Genomic DNA, 17,192 nt, shown 5'->3' with positions numbered 1-17,192 from the left:
CCATGTTTACCCTCAACGACGACGAGCGGGTGATCACCCAGACCGCCGCCGCCTTCGCCGATAAGCGGCTGGCCCCCTACGCGCTGGAATGGGATGCCACCAAGCACTTCCCGGTCGACGTGCTGCGCGAAGCCGCCGAACTGGGAATGGCGGCGATCTACTGCCGAGAAGACGTGGGCGGTAGCGGGCTGCGCCGGCTCGACGGCGTGCGCATCTTCGAACAGCTGGCCATCGCCGACCCGGTCACCGCCGCGTTTCTGTCCATCCACAACATGTGCGCCTGGATGATCGACAGCTTCGGCACCGACGAGCAACGCAAGGACTGGATTCCGCGGCTGGCCACGATGGACGCCATCGCCAGCTACTGCCTGACCGAGCCGGGTGCCGGCTCCGACGCCAGCGCGTTGAGCGCCCGGGCGGTGCGGCAGGGTTCGGCCCCGGGGTCGGACTATGTGCTCGACGGCGTCAAGCAGTTCATCTCCGGTGCGGGCGCCTCGCACGTCTACGTGGTGATGGCGCGCACCGGAGCCGAGGGGCCGCGCGGCATCTCGGCGTTCATTGTCGAAAAGGGCACGCCGGGGCTGAGTTTCGGGGCGCTCGAAGAGAAGATGGGCTGGCACGCACAGCCCACCGCACAGGTGGTGCTCGAAGGAGTTCGGGTGCCTGCCGACGCGATGCTGGGCGGCGTTGACGGAACGGGCGCCGGATTCGGCATCGCGATGAACGGCCTCAACGGTGGCCGGCTCAACATCGCGGCGTGTTCGCTCGGTGGCGCCCAGTCCGCCTTCGCCAAGGCGGGTGCCTACGTGCGCGAGCGCCAGGCGTTCGGCGCCAGCCTGCTCGACGAGCCCACCGTCCGGTTCACCCTGGCCGATATGGCTACCGGTCTGGAGGCGTCGCGAATGCTGTTGTGGCGGGCGGCAAACGCACTCGACGAGGACGACGCGGACAAGGTGGAGCTGTGCGCGATGGCCAAGCGTTTTGTCACCGACACCTGCTTCGACGTCGCCGACAAGGCTCTGCAACTGCACGGCGGCTACGGCTACTTGCGCGAGTACGGTCTGGAGAAGATCGTCCGTGATCTGCGCGTGCACCGGATCCTGGAGGGGACCAACGAGATCATGCGGGTGGTCGTCGGCCGGGCCGAGGCCGCACGGTTTCGCGCTAGCGCATAGGAAAGGGGCCTCATGACCAAGTCCTGCCAGATCGCGTTCTTGGGGCTCGGCCACATGGGTGCGCCGATGTCGGCGAATCTCATCGGCGCCGGCCACACCGTACGCGGGTTCGACCCGGTGCCCGCGGCCGCATCCGCCGCGGCCGCCAAGGGCGCGACGATGTTTGACAGCGCCGCCGAGGCGGTGGCCGGGGCCGACGTGGTCATCACCATGCTGCCCAATGGCGCGGTGGTCAAGCGCTGCTACGCCGAGGTGCTGCCCGCGGCCCGATCGGGTGCGCTGTTCATCGACAGCTCAACGATTTCGGTCAACGATGCGCGCGAGGTACACGCCCTGGCCGAATCGCACGGCATGGCTCAACTCGATGCACCGGTCTCCGGTGGGGTCAAAGGCGCGGTGGCCGGAACACTGGCGTTCATGGTCGGTGGCGACCAGAGCGCGCTGGCGCAGGCCCGGCCGGTGCTGGAGCCGATGGCGGGCAAGATCATTCACTGCGGCGCGGCCGGCGCGGGACAGGCCGCCAAGGTATGCAACAACATGGTGCTGGCAGTGCAGCAGATCGCCATCGGTGAGGCGTTCGTCCTGGCCGAGAACCTCGGGCTGGATGCGCAGTCGCTGTTCGACGTCATCACCGGCGCGACCGGAAATTGCTGGGCCGTGCACACCAACTGCCCGGTTCCCGGCCCGGTGCCGACATCGCCGGCCAACAACGACTTCAAGCCGGGATTTGCCACCGCGCTGATGAACAAGGACCTCGGTCTGGCCATGGACGCGGTGACCTCGACCGGTTCGGCGGCACCGCTGGGCAGCCACGCCGCCGAGATCTACGCCAAGTTCGCCGCCGACCACGCCGACCAGGACTTCAGCGCGGTGATCGAGATGCTGCGCGGCAGCTAGTTCACCGCGGCGTCACTGCACCTTTCGGCCCAGGAATGCCGCCAGCTGATCGGCCGGTGAAAGCTCCGCCGAGCAGGGCTGCTCCTGCCCAAAGGGCTTGCCCTGCCCACGGAACTGGGGTCCGACGAACGCGCGCACCGCGGCGAGCTGCTGGGTGGCCAAGTCGGGATCAAGATCGCTGGGCTGACCGGTTGCCATCGCCAGGTCCCAGGCATGGGTCAGCACATCGCTGGTGCGCATCCCGATGAAGACCTGTCCGGGGATCTCACCGAACGGCAGCTTGAACACCGTCGCCATCCCGTCCGGTGCGGCGAAGACCTGTTGGGCGGCGGCGGCGGCCCGGTGCGCCGCGACCATGTCGTCGGGCCGGGCGGCGGGCCTATCGGCGCCGCCCGACCATATCCCGACATGCTCGTTGCCGCCGATGACGTGCTCGATCAGATCGCTGACCGTCCATTCCGAGCACGGGGTCGCGGCCCCAAGCTGATCCGCGCTGACATTGGCAAGGACACTCCCGAACGCGTCCTGGGCACGCTGGTGAGCAGTTAGTGGATCCATCGTCCTGCCTCTCTGTGTTCTTCTCAGAAATCGCCGGCGCTGCGCCGCAACGTTTCGATCGATGACACCAGTGCCTCCGATTCCCCGGTGGACATCCCGATGTTGGCGAACACGTGCTCATTGAGCGTGACGGTCGCATCCTCGACGGTGGAGCGCCCCAGATCGGTGATCTGCACCAGGGTGGTCCGGCCGTCGGTGGGATGGGGAACCCGCCGCACCAGCCCGTCGGCTTCCAGCCGGCGGATCGCGTGGGTGACGCTGGTGACGTGGACCTGCAACCGGTCGGAGGCCTTGGTGATCGGCAATGCGCCGGTGCGGCTGAACGCCAATAGCCGGAGCAGTTCGTAGCGGGAGAAACTCAGGTCATAGGGGCGCAGCGCGGCCTCGACTCGGGCCAGCAGAATCTGATGCGCCCGCATGACCGATGTCACCGCAACCATGCCCTGCGCCACGTCACCCCAACCGCCGGCTTCCCAGTTGGCCCGCGCCGCGGCGATCGGGTCACGTTTGTTGTCCGGGGCCACACCCTTTCTTACCGCACAATCCCCCGGGTCCGGTTATTGCTTGCGATATTGGCGCGAGCACCGCCGTCGGGCGCGGGTCGCCGGCCTCAGAGCGAACGCTGCAGCAGAACCTCGCCGCTATCGGCGGAGACCACCTGCACGGCCGCGATCTGGTCGACCGGCATCGAGATGCTGCCGGCGGGGGTGGCGGTGTGCCCCGGCTCGGCGACCCAGGTCGCCAGCCGGGTTTGGCTGCCGTCACGTCCGACCACGACCATGGCCAGCGTGTCATGGTGGGCATCCGGTGGCGCCAGGCAGACGCATCGCAGATTGATGAACGTCCCCCAGTGCATGCCGTCGACCGAAACCGTCGACTCCAGCAGGTGCGTCCCGACCTGAGCCATCGGCTGGGCGGACGCGGTTTGCACCGGCGCAGAAGCAGAATGACCCACCACACCAACCAGCACACCGATCCCCAAAAACACCGCGGCCGCAGATGAGGCCACCCAGATCGCCAACCGGGTACGGCGGCGGCGCCACCGCACCGTCGCCAGCAACGTCGGCAGCAGCTGCGACGACATCTGCGGTGAGCCCGATGTGGTCCCCGCCGCCACACCGGGCTCACCGATAGCCGCCACCTCGTCGGCGCCCAGCTGCGACAGCAGCGCCGGCACACCACAGAGTTCGGCCACGGCCGCGCGGCACGACGCGCAGCCGGCCAGGTGCGCCTCGAATTCGCGGCGGTCGGCCGCCGATAGCGACCCCAGCACGTAGGCAGCGTCCCACATCAAGTAGGGGTGTTCCCCCTCGGTGGGTGCGCCCAGTCCTGTGACTGGCGTCCTGATGTCATCCATTTCCGGTCACCCTCAAGCATTCCAAGCCAACAGCTGTGCGCATGGATCCCCCGAAAAACCCCGCCATGATCACGGCCGTCATCGTGTAACTCCAAGTTCCTGCAGAGTGAGCCGCAATGCCCGCACGGCATAGTGTAGGCGCGACTTCACCGTTCCTTCGGCGATCTCCAGGTCCTTCGCGATCTGTGCGGTGGTCCAGCCGCGGTAGTAGGACCGCTCGATGACCGCGCGATGCTCGCCGGAGAGCTGTGCCAGCGCGTCGGCGATCAGCAGCCGGTCCAGCGCGGCACCCACTTCGTCGGGCGTGGATTGCTCCGGCGCACCGTCCGCGTCGGTGGAGCTGACAACGTAGCGGTACCGCGCGCTGCGCCGGTCATCGATGATCATGTTGCGGGCCACTGTGAACAGCCATGCGCGTGCAGACCTCCCGCGCTCGTCGATGACTTCCGGATGCTGCCAGGCGCGCAATAGCGTCTCCTGGACGATGTCGTCGGCATAGCTGGCATCGCTGGTCAGGCGCATTGCGTAGCGCCACAACACCGCCGCATGCTCGTCGTAGAGCGCCTGCATCAAGGCGGCTTCAGCCGCTCCACCGCCAGCAACGCGAGCCACTCGATCACCTCCCGCTTCTGACACGAGCCGAGTAGGTGTTTGGTTCAGCCGGCTAGCCGAGGGTCAGGATGCGTGGCCCGTTCTCGGTGACCGCCACCGTGTGTTCCCAGTGTGCAGCACGTGACCCGTCGGCGGTGATGACCGTCCATTGGTCATCGAGCACCACCGTCTTGCGGGTGCCCAGAGTCAACATGGGTTCGATGGCCAGCACCGAACCGGCGACCAACGTCGGCCCCCGCCCCGGGGCGCCCTCGTTGGGCAGAAACGGATCCATGTGCATCTCACGGCCGATGCCATGACCGCCGTATCCGTCGACGATTCCGAAGGAACGCTGGTAACGGGCCTCGGCGGCGCGGGTTTCCGTCTCGATGGCATGCGCGACGTCGGTCAACCGGTTACCGATCACCATCGCCGCAATTCCGGCCTCCAGCGACTCCCTGGTCGCCTCCGATAGCGCTTCGTCGACGGGAATGAGCGTGCCGATCCCAAAGGTTATCGCCGCGTCGCCGTGCCAACCGTCCAGCACCGCGCCGCAGTCGATCGATACCAGGTCACCTGGCCCGAGGATCTCGGTCGCCGACGGGATGCCGTGCACCACGCGATCGTTGACCGAAGCGCAGATCGAGGCCGGAAAGCCGTGATAGCCCAGGAATGAGGGCGTGGCGCCGGCCTCCCGGATAACCGATTCCGCAATCTCGTCCAGCTGCAGGGTGGATACACCGGCCACCGCGGCCGAGCGGACGGCCTGGTGCGCGGCAGCCACGACGGCGCCCGCCGCAGCCATTGCATCCAACTCACCGGCGGTGCGCTGTGGCACCACTCTGCGACCCCGCAGCCGGGCCAGGGCCCGCATGACTACTTCCCCAGTGCTTGCAGGGCGCGAGCGAAAACCTCATCCAGGGTGCCGATGGCGTCGACGGTTTTCACCTCGGTGTCGTAGAACTCCAGCAGCGGCGCGGTCTCGTCCCGGTAGACCTTCATCCGGTTGAGGATGACCTCGTCGGTGTCATCAGCGCGGCCACGGCCCTTCAGCCGCTGCAACAACTCGTCCTGCGATACCCGGAACTCGAGCACCGCGTCGATGTCGGTGTCGCGGCGCCGCAGCATTTCGTGCAGGGCCTTGGCCTGCTCGACCGAGCGGGGGTACCCGTCCAGGATGAAACCGGCAGCCGTGTCCGGCTGATCCAACCGATCGTCGACGAGCTGGTTGGTCAGGTCGGAGGGCACCAGGTCACCGGCGTCCAGATACCGTTTGGCCTCGACGCCGAGTTTGGTCCCGTCCTGGATGTTTTTCCGGAACAGCTCGCCGGTGGAGATTTGCGGAATCCCAAGCTTCTCGGCCAGCTTCTGAGCCTGCGTACCCTTGCCCGCCCCAGGCGGCCCCAGTAAAACGACTCTCACTTGAGGAACCCTTCGTAGTTGCGCTGCATGAGCTGACTCTCGATTTGTTTGACCGTATCCAAACCGACACCGATCATGATCAGGACCGCGGTACCCCCGAAGGGTAGGTTCTGGACTCCCCCGCTGTTACCGATCTGGAGGAATAAGTTGGGCAGTACCGCGATCACACCAAGGTAAATCGACCCCGGCAAGGTGATCCGGCTCAGCACATAGCGCAGATAGTCGGCGGTCGGGCGCCCCGGACGAATACCGGGGATGAAGCCGCCGAACTTCTTCATCTCGTCGGCACGCTCGTCGGGGTTGAAGGTGATCGACACGTAGAAGTACGTGAAAAAGATGATCAGCCCGAAGTAGATCGCAATGTAACCGAGGTTGCTCGGGTCCGACAGGTAGGTACCGACAAACTTGTCCCACCAACTGTGTCCGACACCGCCGCTGCCGCTGCGGACCAGCTGGGTGATCAGATGCGGGATGTAGATCAATGACGAGGCGAAGATCACCGGGATGACGCCGGCCTGGTTGACCTTGAGCGGCAGGTAGGTCGACGTTCCGCCGTACATCCGGCGGCCCACCATGCGCTTGGCGTATTGAACCGGGATCCGGCGCTGCCCCTGCTCGACGAAGACCACCCCGACGATGATGATCAGCGTGGCCGCGCAGACCGCCGCGAAGATGACCCCGCCACGGCTCTCCATGATCTGGTTTCCCTCGGCGGGGATGCGGGCCGCGATGCCGACGAAGATCAACAGCGACATGCCGTTGCCGATGCCACGTTCGGTGATCAGCTCACCCATCCACATCACCAGCGCGGCGCCGGCGGTCATCACCATCACGATGACCACGAGAGTGAAGATGCTCTGGTCGGCGATGATCTCGAGCGAGCAGCCCTGCAGCAAGCCTCCGTTGGCAGCCAGCGCCACGATGCTGGTCGCCTGCAAGACCGCCAGCGCGATCGCCAGATAACGCGTGTACTGCGTCATCTTCGCCTGGCCCGACTGGCCTTCTTTGCGCAGCTCTTCGAACCGGGGAATGACGACCGTCAGCAGCTGCACGATGATGCTGGCGGTGATGTAGGGCATCACCCCGACCGCGAACACGGTGAGCTTGAGCAGCGCGCCGCCGGAGAACAGGTTAATCAGCGAGTAGATCTGTCCGGCTTCGCCACTGCTGGCTTCCTTGATGCACTGCTGGACGTTGGGGAAATCAACGCCGGGCGACGGAAGCGCTGCACCGAGACGGTACAGAACGACGATGCCCAGCGTGAAAAGGATCTTCCGTCTCAAATCGACTGTACGCAGCGATGAGATGAAAGCCGAAAGCACTCTTCCTCCTGCGCGGCCGAACTCTTGGTCCCGTAATGCCAACCGGGCTTGGTCTGGCCGGCATTTGCTAAATCGTGCGTTTACGCGCCCACACCCGCAGGCCAGGAAGTACGGCGTCGCGCGTCAAACCGTGTACGAGACTAACAGCTGGTGCGGGCAGGTCTTTCCAGGGTGGCCGCGGCGGCGCAGAACCGCACAATGAAGCGTACAGTCTCGAATGGTAATTACATTGGCTAAGTATCAAGCGAGGGGCGGTGCAGACGAAGATGAGCAGCGCACGTTTCGACGGTGACACCTGGGATCTGGCCTCGAGCGTCGGGCTGACGGCCACCATGGTCGCGGCGGCACGGGCGGTGGCAGCCAGGGACCCCGAGGGGGCCGGTGCGGTAGCCACCGACCGCTTCGCCGAGCCGCTGGTGCGCGCGGTCGGTGTCGACTTCTTCACCCGGATGGCCACCGGCGAGTTGGATGCCGCCGAACTCGACGAGGAAACGGCAATCGGCATGCGCCACTTCGGCGCCGCGATGGCGATCCGTACCCGGTTCTTCGACGACTTCTTTCTCGACGCCACCGCGTCGGGCATTCGTCAGGCCGTCATCTTGGCTTCCGGCCTGGACTCGCGCGCGTACCGGCTGCCCTGGCCGGCGGGCACCACGTTGTTCGAAGTCGATCAGCCACAGGTGATCGACTTCAAGATCGCGACCCTGTCCGAGTTGGGGGCCCAGCCGACGGCAGATCGGCGCGCGGTGGCGGTCGACCTCCGTGAGGACTGGCCGGCGGCCCTGCGCCAGGCCGGGTTCGACCCCACCGAGCGCACCGCGTGGATCGCCGAGGGCCTGCTGGGTTACCTACCCGCCGAGGCGCGGGACCGACTGCTCGATCAGATCGCCGCCCAAAGCGCTGCGGGCAGCCGGTTTGCCACCGAGGGCCTCCCGGACGTCAACGACGTCAAACAGGAAGAACTGCGGCGACGGATGCAGCGCCAGAACGAGCGATGGAATCGGCATGGTTTCGATCTCGACATGGCGGCTCTGGTGTATTTCGACGACCGCACCGACGCGGGGACCTATCTGGCGGCCCAGGGCTGGCAGGTCACCAGCGCCAGTAACTCCGAGCTGTTCACTCAACACGGTTTGCAGCCGCTCAACGGCGATGACGCGCCGTTCGGCGAGGTGCTGTACCTCAGCGCGGTAAAAGACACCGCAGCGGCGGCATAAGGGAGGGACTACGCACATGACACGCACCGATCAAGACAGCTGGGATCTGGCATCCAGCGTCGGGGCCACCGCCACCATGGTCGCGGCCGCCCGCGCGCTGGCCAGCGCCGAGGCCAATCCCATCATCGACGACCCGTTCGCGGCACCGTTGGTGCGGGCAGTCGGCCTGGACTTCTTCACCCGCCTGGCCGAAGGCGAGATCGACCACGACGAACAGGCCCAGCCCGATCGCCAGCTGGTGGCCGATTCGATCGCCGTACGCACCCGGTTCTTCGACGACTTCTTCCTCGATGCGGCCCGCCGCGGGGTGCGCCAGTCGGTGATTCTGGCCGCCGGACTGGACGCGCGCGCCTACCGCTTGGCCTGGCCCAGCGGCAGCGTGGTCTATGAAGTCGATCAGCCCGACGTCATCGACTTCAAAGACACCACCATGTCGGCGTTGGGCGCGGTCCCCACCGCAACGCGGCGAACCGTCCGGGTCGACTTGCGCGACGACTGGCCGGCAGCCTTGCGCCACAACGGATTCGACACGACGCAACCCACCGCGTGGAGCGCCGAGGGATTGCTGATGTACCTGCCGCCCGACGCACAGGACCGGCTGTTCGATGCCATCTCCGGGCTGAGTGCCCCCGGGAGCCGGCTGGCCACCGAATACCATCCCGACCCTGGCTCAACCATGGCCGAGCGCGCCCAACAGTTCAACCAGCGCTGGGTCAGATTGGGGTGCGACATCGACCTGTCGGGACTGTTCTACGAGGGTGAGCGCAGCAACGTCGTCGACTACCTGACCGAACACGGCTGGCACGTGGCCGCGCGGCCCCGCCAGGACCTGTTTACCGACTACGGCCGCGTTTTCCCGGACGCCGACACGTCGCAACTGCGCAGCATCGTCGCCGTCACCGCCACGTTCGGGGAGGCCGGCTAGACCGCACTGCCGGCGCTCCCCCGCACCCCGCCGGGTGCCGTGGGCCCGGATCAGGCCGGGTTGGCAGCGGGTGCGCGCACGACCATCGGCACCGCCGGAAATGCCCATGCCATCTCGGACCGCGACTTGCGCAGCGCCGCGGTGCCGTAGCCCTTCTTACGGTGCTCGGGGTGGATCCAGATGCGGACGTCGACCTCACCGTGGACCAGCTCGCCGAACACCATGCCGACCTTCTCCCCGGCATCGATGGCGACAAACCAGGCAGCTTCTTCATCATCGACGCGAGCCAACGCCGCCTTGATCTCATCGTCGACAGTGCCGGCCGGCCCCCCGGATCCGTCGCCCGCCGCGCCCATTTCCTCGGTCCGCGCAGCAAAGATATCGCGGTCCTCGGCGGCGGAGAAGGGGCGCAGCTCCAAGCTCTCACCGGAACTGGCCGGACGTTCGGTCAACGTGAAGCTCAGTTGCTTGTTGAGGTCGTCGAGCTCGGCGATGATCTTCTTGCGCGCGTCCTGGGTGAGTTGCTCGAAGGACATGCTCATCACCGCTTCGGCGGCCAGGTGGGACGTAGCCAGCAGTGTCACAATCGCCTCAACCGCAGCGGCCTTGTTCTCGGCTTCCACGATGGCGTCGGCAACCTCATGCCGACGTTCGAGTGCGGCGAGCAGGGCATCTGCGATTTCGCGACGGGCTGCGGTGTGGTCGTGGTCTGTCATGGCATAAGCGTAGAACGACGCCGTGGGAATTGCGCTACCCGCATACCCATCCGGCCGGCCCACCCGCGGCGCGACTCGCCCCGACCCCGGGGCCACCCCCGCCCCGTCACCAACCACCTTGGCGGGCACTGGCTTTAGCGGGCCGACTCAGGCCAGTGGTGATCCACTGAGCTCGAGAAATCGGCGATAGCGGTCCTTGGTGGGGCCCACCCAGTCGGGGCGCGGTTCCACGATGCGATCGGTGCGGGCCCAGCGATCGGCGTCGGCGATTGACGATTCCAGACCGGCCGCCATCCGCGCGAGGAAGGCCGCCCCCAGCGCGGCCCCCTCGGCCACGGCCGAGACGTGTACCGGCCGCCCGGTGACATCGGCGATGGCCTGCATCCAGGGCCGCACACGCGTACCGCCACCGGATGCCACGATGCGCAACACCGGCGCGCCACTGAGCTCGACCAGATGCCGGACGACGAAGCCCGACGCCTCGTAGGCCGCCCGCCGCACTGCCGCGGCGCCTTGCGTGAGGTCGAGCCCCTCGAGACTCGCCCGCCGATCGGGATCGTGGAACGGTGTGCGCTCACCACGTATGTAGGGCAACCAGATCGGCACCCGCCGCGGATCGACCCGGTCCTGCTCGCCGTCGCGATCGGCGGAGCCGGTAACGCGGTCGACCCAACTCAAGAACAGGCCCCCGGCGTTGCTGGCGCCGCCGATCTGACTTTTCCCGGGGGCGGTGTGGGGAATGGTCCACAGGCCCGGCACCTGACGGGACCCGGAGATGGTCGTCCACACGATCAGGGTGGTGCCGCAGAGCACCAGTACATCGCCGTGGTGGTCGGCTCCGGCCACGATCTGCTCGCACACCGCATCGATGCCGCCGGCCCCCAGCACCGCATCGGTGCCGTGTACCTGGCCGACCGCGGTGCCGAACGTCTCGACCCGCGGCATCCGATCGGCGCTGGCACCACAGTCCGCACACGCCTGGGGATTCCAGCCCGTCCCGTCGAACAGGGGAAGGCTGGTAATCGCGGTGGCGAAGTCGATCACCGGTTCGCCCGACATCGCGTAGTTGGCCACCGCCGCCGCGGGCCAGTATCCCGCCGCCTCGGGTGCTTGTGCGGCGGTCCAACGCAGAAACTGCGCGGCTTCGCCCACCGACGGCAGCGGTTGGGCGCGCTGGTTGGCTGCCCCGGGTACCCAGCCCCTGCTGTCGCCGTAGAGCAGTCCGGGCGTGATGGGAACACCGCCGGAATCGACCGCGGTCATCGACGGCACCATCGCCGACACGGCCACCGCCCGTATGTTGGGCCCGGCCAGCCGCTCCAGCGCCGTCAGCGGGCCCCGCCGCCACGCCTGGTCGGCGTCGTGCTCGAGTTGGTCGGGCGCACCAACCCGCAACTGGTGTGGAATCCGCAGCCGAGCGGTCACGTTGCCATCGGCGTCGGCAACCACCGCTTTGACCGCGGTGGTGCCGATGTCGATGCCGATTGTGGCGTCTTCACGTGACACGGGCGCCACGGTACGCCAGCATGGACACCCGTGAGGTCTCGACCGCGCGCACTGGTGACGGCCCCGCTTCGCGGTTCCGGCTTGGACAAACTCCGGCAACTGGTGGACGTCGTCTATGACCCATGGATAGGCGGGCTCGAAGGGGGCCCGCTGCGCATCTACAGCGCCGAGCAACTGGCCGAGCGGATCACCAGCGAGTCTGTCGACATTGTTGTGGTGGAGGCTGATTCGGTCAGCGGAGCGGTGTTGCAGCTGGGTTTGCGCGCCATCTTCTCCACCCGCGGGGATCCCAACAACGTCGACATCGCCGGGGCCACCGCGGCCGGCATCCCGGTGCTCAACACGCCGGCCCGCAACGCCGATGCGGTCGCCGAGATGACGGTGGCACTGCTGCTGGCCAGCACCCGCCACCTGCTGACCGCGGACGCAGACGTCAGATCCGGCAATATCTTTCGTGACGGAACCATCCCCTATCAGCGATTCCGCGGCTGGGAAATCGCCGGGCGCACCGCCGGGCTGGTGGGCCTGGGGGCGGTAGGCCGTGCCACCGCGTGGCGGCTGACCGGCCTGGGCCTGCGGGTCATCGCGCACGATCCGTACTGCGCGGACGCGCGACACGGTCTGGCGGAGCTGCTGGCCGAGTCCGACATCGTCTCCCTGCATGCGCCGGTCACCGACGACACCGTCGGCATGATCGGCGCGCAACAATTCGCATCGATGCGCGACGGCGCCGTCTTCCTCAATACGGCGCGGGCCCAATTGCACGACACCGACGCACTGGTGCAGGCCCTGCGCGCCGGCAAGGTCGCCGCCGCCGGCCTGGACCATTTCGTCGGCGAATGGCTGCCGACCGATCACCCACTGGCCAGCATGCCCAATGTCGTGCTGACTCCCCATATCGGCGGGGCCACCTGGAACACCGAGGCGCGACAGGCGCAGATGGTCGCCGACGGTCTGCAAGCATTGCTGTCCGGAACCAGACCCACCCATATCCTCAACCCGGAGGTGCTGGCCCGGTGAAATTCGTTGACAACGCCCAGGTCGCGGTGCTGACGGCGGCCAAGGACATGCTGCGCCGCGGCCTGGTGGAAGGAACGGCCGGCAACATCTCCGCGCGGTGCGCGGACGGCAACCTGGTGATAACGCCCTCCGCGGTCGACTATGCGGACATGACGCTGGACGACCTGGTGCAGGTCGACGCCGACGGCACGGTGCTGCATGCCAAAGCCGGGCGCGCGCCCTCAACCGAGATGCACCTGCACCTGGCGTGTTACCAGGCGTTCGACGACATCGGCAGCGTCATCCACAGTCACCCGGTATGGGCGACCATGTTCGCCATCGCGCACCAACCGATTCCGGCCTGCATCGACGAATTCGCGGTCTACTGCGGCGGAGACGTTCGCTGCGCCGAATACGCCGCATCCGGAACACCCGAGGTCGGCCGCAACGCGGTTGCAGCGTTGCAGGGCCGCGCCGCCGCGTTGATCGCCAACCACGGACTGGTGGCCGTCGGGCCCCGCCCCGACAAGGTGCTGCACGTCACGGCACTGGTTGAGCGCACCGCCCAAATCGTCTGGGGCGCCCGAGCTCTCGGCGGTCCGGTACCCATTCCCGAAGACGTGAACCGTAACTTCGCCGGCGTGTACGCGTATCTACGCGCCAATCCGATGTAGCCCGCCGTGGGGCGCCGGCGGGATCAGTGCCGGGGCGGTAGCGCCCGCCACTGCCGCGGTGAGGTGCCATGCGCTCTGCTGAACAGTCTGCTGAAATAGCCGGGATCGGAGATCCCCACCCGTCTGGCAACCTCGCCAACCGCAAGGTCCGTGGCGACCAATAGCTCGCGCGCCTGGGCCATGCGGCGCTCGATAATCCATTCCTGCACGGTGCGTCCGGTGCGGCGACGCACGATCGTGGTCAGGTGTCCTGGCGTCATGCCGACCTCGGCCGCCACGTCGCGCAGCGACAACGGCTCGGCGTGGCGCCGGTCGATCACCTCGAACACCTCGGCCAGTAGCGGTTCGCCGCTGCGCCGCAAGTCCCCGACCACGTCGCGGGCGAGGCGGGCGAGTTCGATGAGCAGCAGCGTGAGGTGCGCCGTAACGGCCTGGCCGTAGCCCTGCTGACGCGTGGTCAACTCCGCTTCGATCGCCGCGATCGCACCATCCCACGTCGATCGTCGGGCCGCGGGCACCTCCAGCCTCAGGATCCCGCCCGAGTGTCCGTGCAGAAACGGGAACAACAACGGATGCGTCCGCCACGACGGCCAGGGCGACCCTCCGTCCCCGCCGAGGGCGGCAGGATCGAAAAACATCGCAACCCCAGCCTGGAGGGACCCGAATTGCGTGGGCTCGAGCACCTGACCGGCAGCGGCGATGTACACCAGCCCGGCTGCGGGTACGTACCACAGCGCAGGGAAGTCGTGGATGTGACGAGCGCGGTCGCCCAGATCCTCAGGTCCGGGCCGCAGCACCGACACCCGTGGAATATCCGGGTCGGTGCGATATCCATAGATGGGTACCCCACTGCGGTGCTGGATCAGCCGTGCGGCCTGGGCCATGCGCCAAAGATAGTCCAAGTTTCAACAAAGATTGCCAAATCTTGTTTCCTATCAAGCCTACACAATTGGATGTATGACCAATCATCATCCACGTTTCGGTCTCCAGCACAGCGGCGAATCCCGCGACTACTTGCCCGCGGCCGGCCATGATGCGCTGCTTCCCGCGTATGACCTGCTGTCCCGCCTGCTGGGCATGAACAAGATCCATCGGACGCTGATCACCCAGGCCGAACTCGCCGACTGTGGTCGCATCCTGGAAATCGGCTGCGGCACTGGGAACCTCGCCATCAAAGCCAAGCGCGCTCAACCCCGGGCTGAGGTGATCGGATCCGATCCCGACCCGCGCGCGCTGCAGCGCGCGCAACGCAAGACGGGCAATGTCGAGGGAGTTCGTTTCGACCAGGGCTACGCTCAGCGGCTGCCCTATGCCGACGGCGAGTTCGACCGGGTGCTGTCCTCGATGATGCTGCACCATCTGGATGAGGACGCTAAATCCGCTGCGGCGGCGGAAGCATTTCGGGTGCTGCGGCCCGGTGGCCGGCTGCATCTGGTCGATGTCGGCGGCGACATGTCCGCCCATGACGGCCTGGCGTCGCGCTTCATCAGGCACAACCTCCATGTAGCGGGCAACCTGGGCGATGGGATTCGACGCCTGCTGGATACCGCCGGGTTCGACGTCGCCGAGGTCGGCGCCCAACGCCACCCGCTGCTCAGCCGGCTCGTCTACTACCGCGCCACCCGCCCGTGCGCCTGAGGCCTCGGTCAACGTTGATCGAAGGCCACCTTCACCGCTCCGCTTTCGCCTTGGTTCGCAATCGCCAGGAAGGCGTCGCGCCATTGCGGTAGCGCGAAGGTATGGGTGAGCATGCTCCGCAAGTCCAGCCGGTCGTCGGCGACCAGGTCGAAATAGTGGGCGATGGCATGCTTGCGCACCCCCTCGACCTCCTCGACGCCGAACGCGTTGGAACCGACCCAGCCTGATCTCCTTGAAATACAGCGGACTCCACTCCCACCGCCCCGGCGCGTGAACGCCGGCCTTGACCAGGGTCCCGCGCGAGTTGAGGACCCGCACTCCTACCTCGAACGTCTCTGGCCTGCCCACCGTGTCGTACACGACGTCGACGGCCCCGGGGTGCGCCATCGGCAAGCCCAGCAGAGCCTGCCGTAGCCGGCCACCGCCCCAGGCGACCAACTCCTCGATGATCGCCAGCCGCGGTTCGTGAGCCACGACTTTGTCGGCGCCAAAGCGGCCGGCCAGCTCGCCCTGGGCGGCAAACCGTGCCACCACGGCCACCGCCACGTCCGGGTACAGCGCCCGCAGGATCGCGATCGCGCACAACCCGAGTGATCCCGCGCCGTAGACCAGCACCCGGCCGGATCGCGGCGGCGGATGGCGGATTATCGCATGCAGGGACACCGAGAACGGATCGGCGAACACCGCCGCCTCGTCGCTAATTGGCCCTGGAACCGGAAACAGCATGCTGTCGTGGGCGGGCATCAGTTCGGCGTATCCGCCGGTTACGTCCGCCGACACCCCGGTATGGATGCCCGGCTGGATGCCACCGTCGGTGAAGCTCCAGCACAGGCTGTAGTCACCGCTTTGGCAGGCCGGGCACGGTGGTTCGATCCCCCGTGGCCGGCACGACAGCCACGGGTTGAGCACCACCCGCTGACCGACTTCGAGCCCACCCGCCTCGGGCCCCAGCTCCACCACGTCGGCGACCACCTCGTGGCCCATGACTTGCGGGAACGAGCAGAAGGCGGCCAAGGCGTTGTCGGCGTCCTGCTCGCCGAAGTCGAGCAGGATCTGCTTGGAGTCAGACCCGCAGATGCCCGTCAGCCGCGGCCGGGTGATCACCCAATCCGGTCGCAGCGGCCGTGGATCTGCCAGCTCGCGCAGCGCCGTCGGGGTGCGGGCCAGGTTGCACGCCAACGGGTTCGCCGGCTCATCGATCTCGAATGGCTCGGGGGCTACGCTGTAAACCAGGGCTTTCATTGCCAGGTCATGGCCGCCGCGGCGGTGAGAAACGTATCGAGGTCGGCATTCTTGGCATCCACGATGTCCTTCAAAGCCATCATCTCGGGCAGGTAGTGCTCGAAGCAGTCGCTGCCGATGGCCGCGATGATGCCCTCGGCCACCAAGTCGGCCGGAACCTTGGGCCCGCGGTAGAGCGGATCCTCATTGTCGGGCCGGTCCCAGATTTCGGTGTCGACGGGACCAGGCTGGATCAGTCTTACCGAGACACCGCTTCCCGCCAGGTCGACCGCGATCGACTCACTCCAGCCGCACAGCGCGAACTTACTTGCGCAATAGGCTGATTCATGAATGATGCCGAGGCAACCGCCGACGCTGGACACGTTGACGATGGTGCCCGATCCGCGCGCCAACATCCGCGGCAACAAAGCCAGGGTCATCCGCATCGGGGCAAAGAAGTTGACCCCCATGACCTGCTCCACCTCGGTCGGCCGCAACGCGCTCACTTCCCGACGTTTCGGGATCGCGGCGTTGTTGATCAGCACGTCGATGCCGCCCATCGCCTGCCAGGCTTGCAGAGCCAGCCGGGCGGCCCCGGCGGTGTCGCAGAGATCAGCCACCCACATCACCGATTGCGGCGAGGTCTTGCGGCAATCGGCCAGGACCTCCTCGAGCCGGTCGCGCCGACGGGCGATCAACCCGACCGTCGTGCCGCGGGCGGCCAGCATTCTGGCCAGGGCCGCGCCGACCCCGGACGATGCACCCGTGATCAATACCCGCCGGCCGGCCATCGTGTACGACATGCCTCCAAGTTGCCGCGTGCGAACTCAGCCCGGGGACGGTTTAGGCAGGAAAGTGGATCCGATCGCGGCACCTGGTTGACCGGTGTGATGGCAGGACCGCGCGGTGCCAGCCACCGGATCTTTGCCCGGTCCAGCGCCAACGCCGACCGCCCGAAAGCTTGTTAAACTATC

18 protein-coding genes and 1 pseudogene are annotated in these 17,192 nt (G+C 67.0%); 7 read left to right on the top strand and 12 right to left on the bottom strand.

Translation table 11 applies throughout. The annotated features are described in order from the left end of the window. Window positions 1-2 precede the first annotated feature (2 nt). Both CKW46_RS08245 and mmsB read left to right on the top strand, forming a co-directional pair. Complete coding sequence (locus tag CKW46_RS08245) at window positions 3-1,175, top strand: acyl-CoA dehydrogenase family protein (protein ID WP_117435244.1); 1,173 nt, start codon at window positions 3-5, stop codon at window positions 1,173-1,175. 12 nt (window positions 1,176-1,187) lie between these two features. Further along, entirely contained in the window at window positions 1,188-2,072 is an 885-nt protein-coding gene (mmsB, locus tag CKW46_RS08240) for a 3-hydroxyisobutyrate dehydrogenase (RefSeq protein ID WP_012392970.1), read from the top strand. A gap of 12 nt (window positions 2,073-2,084) precedes the next feature. On the opposite strand, the gene CKW46_RS08235 is transcribed toward mmsB, so the two are convergent. The 7 genes from CKW46_RS08235 to secY all read right to left on the bottom strand — a co-directional run bounded on the left by CKW46_RS08235 (window position 2,085) and on the right by secY (window position 7,322). Beyond that, window positions 2,085-2,630, bottom strand: a complete 546-nt coding sequence (locus CKW46_RS08235) for a TIGR03086 family metal-binding protein (protein WP_117435243.1) — start codon at window positions 2,628-2,630, stop codon at window positions 2,085-2,087. A 23-nt stretch (window positions 2,631-2,653) separates the two neighbouring features. Then, window positions 2,654-3,154: a MarR family transcriptional regulator gene (locus CKW46_RS08230; RefSeq protein WP_011739096.1), complete on the bottom strand. Its 501-nt coding sequence runs from the start codon at window positions 3,152-3,154 to the stop codon at window positions 2,654-2,656. Between the two features lie 86 nt (window positions 3,155-3,240). Then, window positions 3,241-3,987, bottom strand: a complete 747-nt coding sequence (locus CKW46_RS08225; RefSeq protein WP_012392968.1) for an anti-sigma factor family protein — start codon at window positions 3,985-3,987, stop codon at window positions 3,241-3,243. Window positions 3,988-4,065: 78 nt separating this feature from the next. Continuing rightward, window positions 4,066-4,599 carry a sigma-70 family RNA polymerase sigma factor gene (locus CKW46_RS08220; protein ID WP_012392967.1) on the bottom strand — a complete coding sequence of 178 codons (534 nt, stop codon included), beginning with the start codon at window positions 4,597-4,599 and terminating at the stop codon, window positions 4,066-4,068. Window positions 4,600-4,651: 52 nt separating this feature from the next. Then, window positions 4,652-5,452, bottom strand: coding sequence for a type I methionyl aminopeptidase (gene map / locus CKW46_RS08215; RefSeq protein ID WP_015354704.1), 801 nt, complete (start codon window positions 5,450-5,452; stop codon window positions 4,652-4,654). Window positions 5,453-5,454: 2 nt separating this feature from the next. Further along, window positions 5,455-6,000, bottom strand: coding sequence for an adenylate kinase (locus tag CKW46_RS08210; protein ID WP_011739092.1), 546 nt, complete (start codon window positions 5,998-6,000; stop codon window positions 5,455-5,457). Next, the gene (secY, locus tag CKW46_RS08205) at window positions 5,997-7,322 is read right to left on the bottom strand and encodes a preprotein translocase subunit SecY (protein ID WP_011739091.1); all 1,326 of its coding nucleotides are present in this window, start codon (window positions 7,320-7,322) and stop codon (window positions 5,997-5,999) included. Before secY ends, CKW46_RS08210 begins: the two co-directional genes overlap by 4 nt. A gap of 266 nt (window positions 7,323-7,588) precedes the next feature. Between secY and CKW46_RS08200 the strand changes: the two genes are divergently transcribed. Together CKW46_RS08200 and CKW46_RS08195 are read left to right on the top strand one after the other, a co-directional pair. Continuing rightward, a complete protein-coding gene (locus tag CKW46_RS08200; protein ID WP_117435242.1) occupies window positions 7,589-8,539 on the top strand; it encodes an SAM-dependent methyltransferase in 951 nt (316 codons plus the stop codon). A gap of 16 nt (window positions 8,540-8,555) precedes the next feature. Beyond that, on the top strand, window positions 8,556-9,464 hold the full coding sequence (locus CKW46_RS08195; RefSeq protein ID WP_015354702.1) for a class I SAM-dependent methyltransferase: 909 nt from the start codon (window positions 8,556-8,558) through the stop codon (window positions 9,462-9,464). A 50-nt stretch (window positions 9,465-9,514) separates the two neighbouring features. On the opposite strand, the gene CKW46_RS08190 is transcribed toward CKW46_RS08195, so the two are convergent. Together CKW46_RS08190 and CKW46_RS08185 are read right to left on the bottom strand one after the other, a co-directional pair. Beyond that, window positions 9,515-10,180, bottom strand: a complete 666-nt coding sequence (locus CKW46_RS08190; RefSeq protein WP_096372588.1) for a GNAT family N-acetyltransferase — start codon at window positions 10,178-10,180, stop codon at window positions 9,515-9,517. A gap of 147 nt (window positions 10,181-10,327) precedes the next feature. After that, a complete protein-coding gene (locus CKW46_RS08185; protein ID WP_117435263.1) occupies window positions 10,328-11,686 on the bottom strand; it encodes a xylulokinase in 1,359 nt (452 codons plus the stop codon). Window positions 11,687-11,716: 30 nt separating this feature from the next. Between CKW46_RS08185 and CKW46_RS08180 the strand changes: the two genes are divergently transcribed. After that, window positions 11,717-12,706, top strand: coding sequence for an NAD(P)-dependent oxidoreductase (locus CKW46_RS08180; protein WP_117429510.1), 990 nt, complete (start codon window positions 11,717-11,719; stop codon window positions 12,704-12,706). Next, entirely contained in the window at window positions 12,703-13,359 is a 657-nt protein-coding gene (locus CKW46_RS08175; protein ID WP_117435241.1) for an L-fuculose-phosphate aldolase, read from the top strand. The genes CKW46_RS08180 and CKW46_RS08175 overlap by 4 nt, the downstream gene beginning before the upstream one ends. 23 nt (window positions 13,360-13,382) lie before the next feature. On the opposite strand, the gene CKW46_RS08170 is transcribed toward CKW46_RS08175, so the two are convergent. Next, the gene (locus CKW46_RS08170) at window positions 13,383-14,243 is read right to left on the bottom strand and encodes a helix-turn-helix transcriptional regulator (protein WP_041298848.1); all 861 of its coding nucleotides are present in this window, start codon (window positions 14,241-14,243) and stop codon (window positions 13,383-13,385) included. 73 nt (window positions 14,244-14,316) lie between these two features. Here CKW46_RS08170 and CKW46_RS08165 point away from each other — a divergent pair, with 73 nt between their 5' ends. Next, the gene (locus CKW46_RS08165; protein ID WP_041298846.1) at window positions 14,317-14,997 is read left to right on the top strand and encodes a class I SAM-dependent methyltransferase; all 681 of its coding nucleotides are present in this window, start codon (window positions 14,317-14,319) and stop codon (window positions 14,995-14,997) included. An 8-nt stretch (window positions 14,998-15,005) separates the two neighbouring features. Here CKW46_RS08165 and CKW46_RS08160 read toward each other — a convergent pair. Next, window positions 15,006-16,239: pseudogene (locus CKW46_RS08160) on the bottom strand (zinc-dependent alcohol dehydrogenase). After that, a complete protein-coding gene (locus CKW46_RS08155) occupies window positions 16,236-17,009 on the bottom strand; it encodes an SDR family NAD(P)-dependent oxidoreductase (protein ID WP_117435262.1) in 774 nt (257 codons plus the stop codon). Before CKW46_RS08155 ends, CKW46_RS08160 begins: the two are co-directional and overlap by 4 nt. Window positions 17,010-17,192 lie beyond the last annotated feature (183 nt).

The sequence above is a fragment of the Mycobacterium liflandii genome (genome assembly GCF_022354805.1).
Classification (GTDB): domain Bacteria; phylum Actinomycetota; class Actinomycetes; order Mycobacteriales; family Mycobacteriaceae; genus Mycobacterium; species Mycobacterium marinum.
This window is presented reverse-complemented; position numbering and strand designations above follow the sequence as displayed.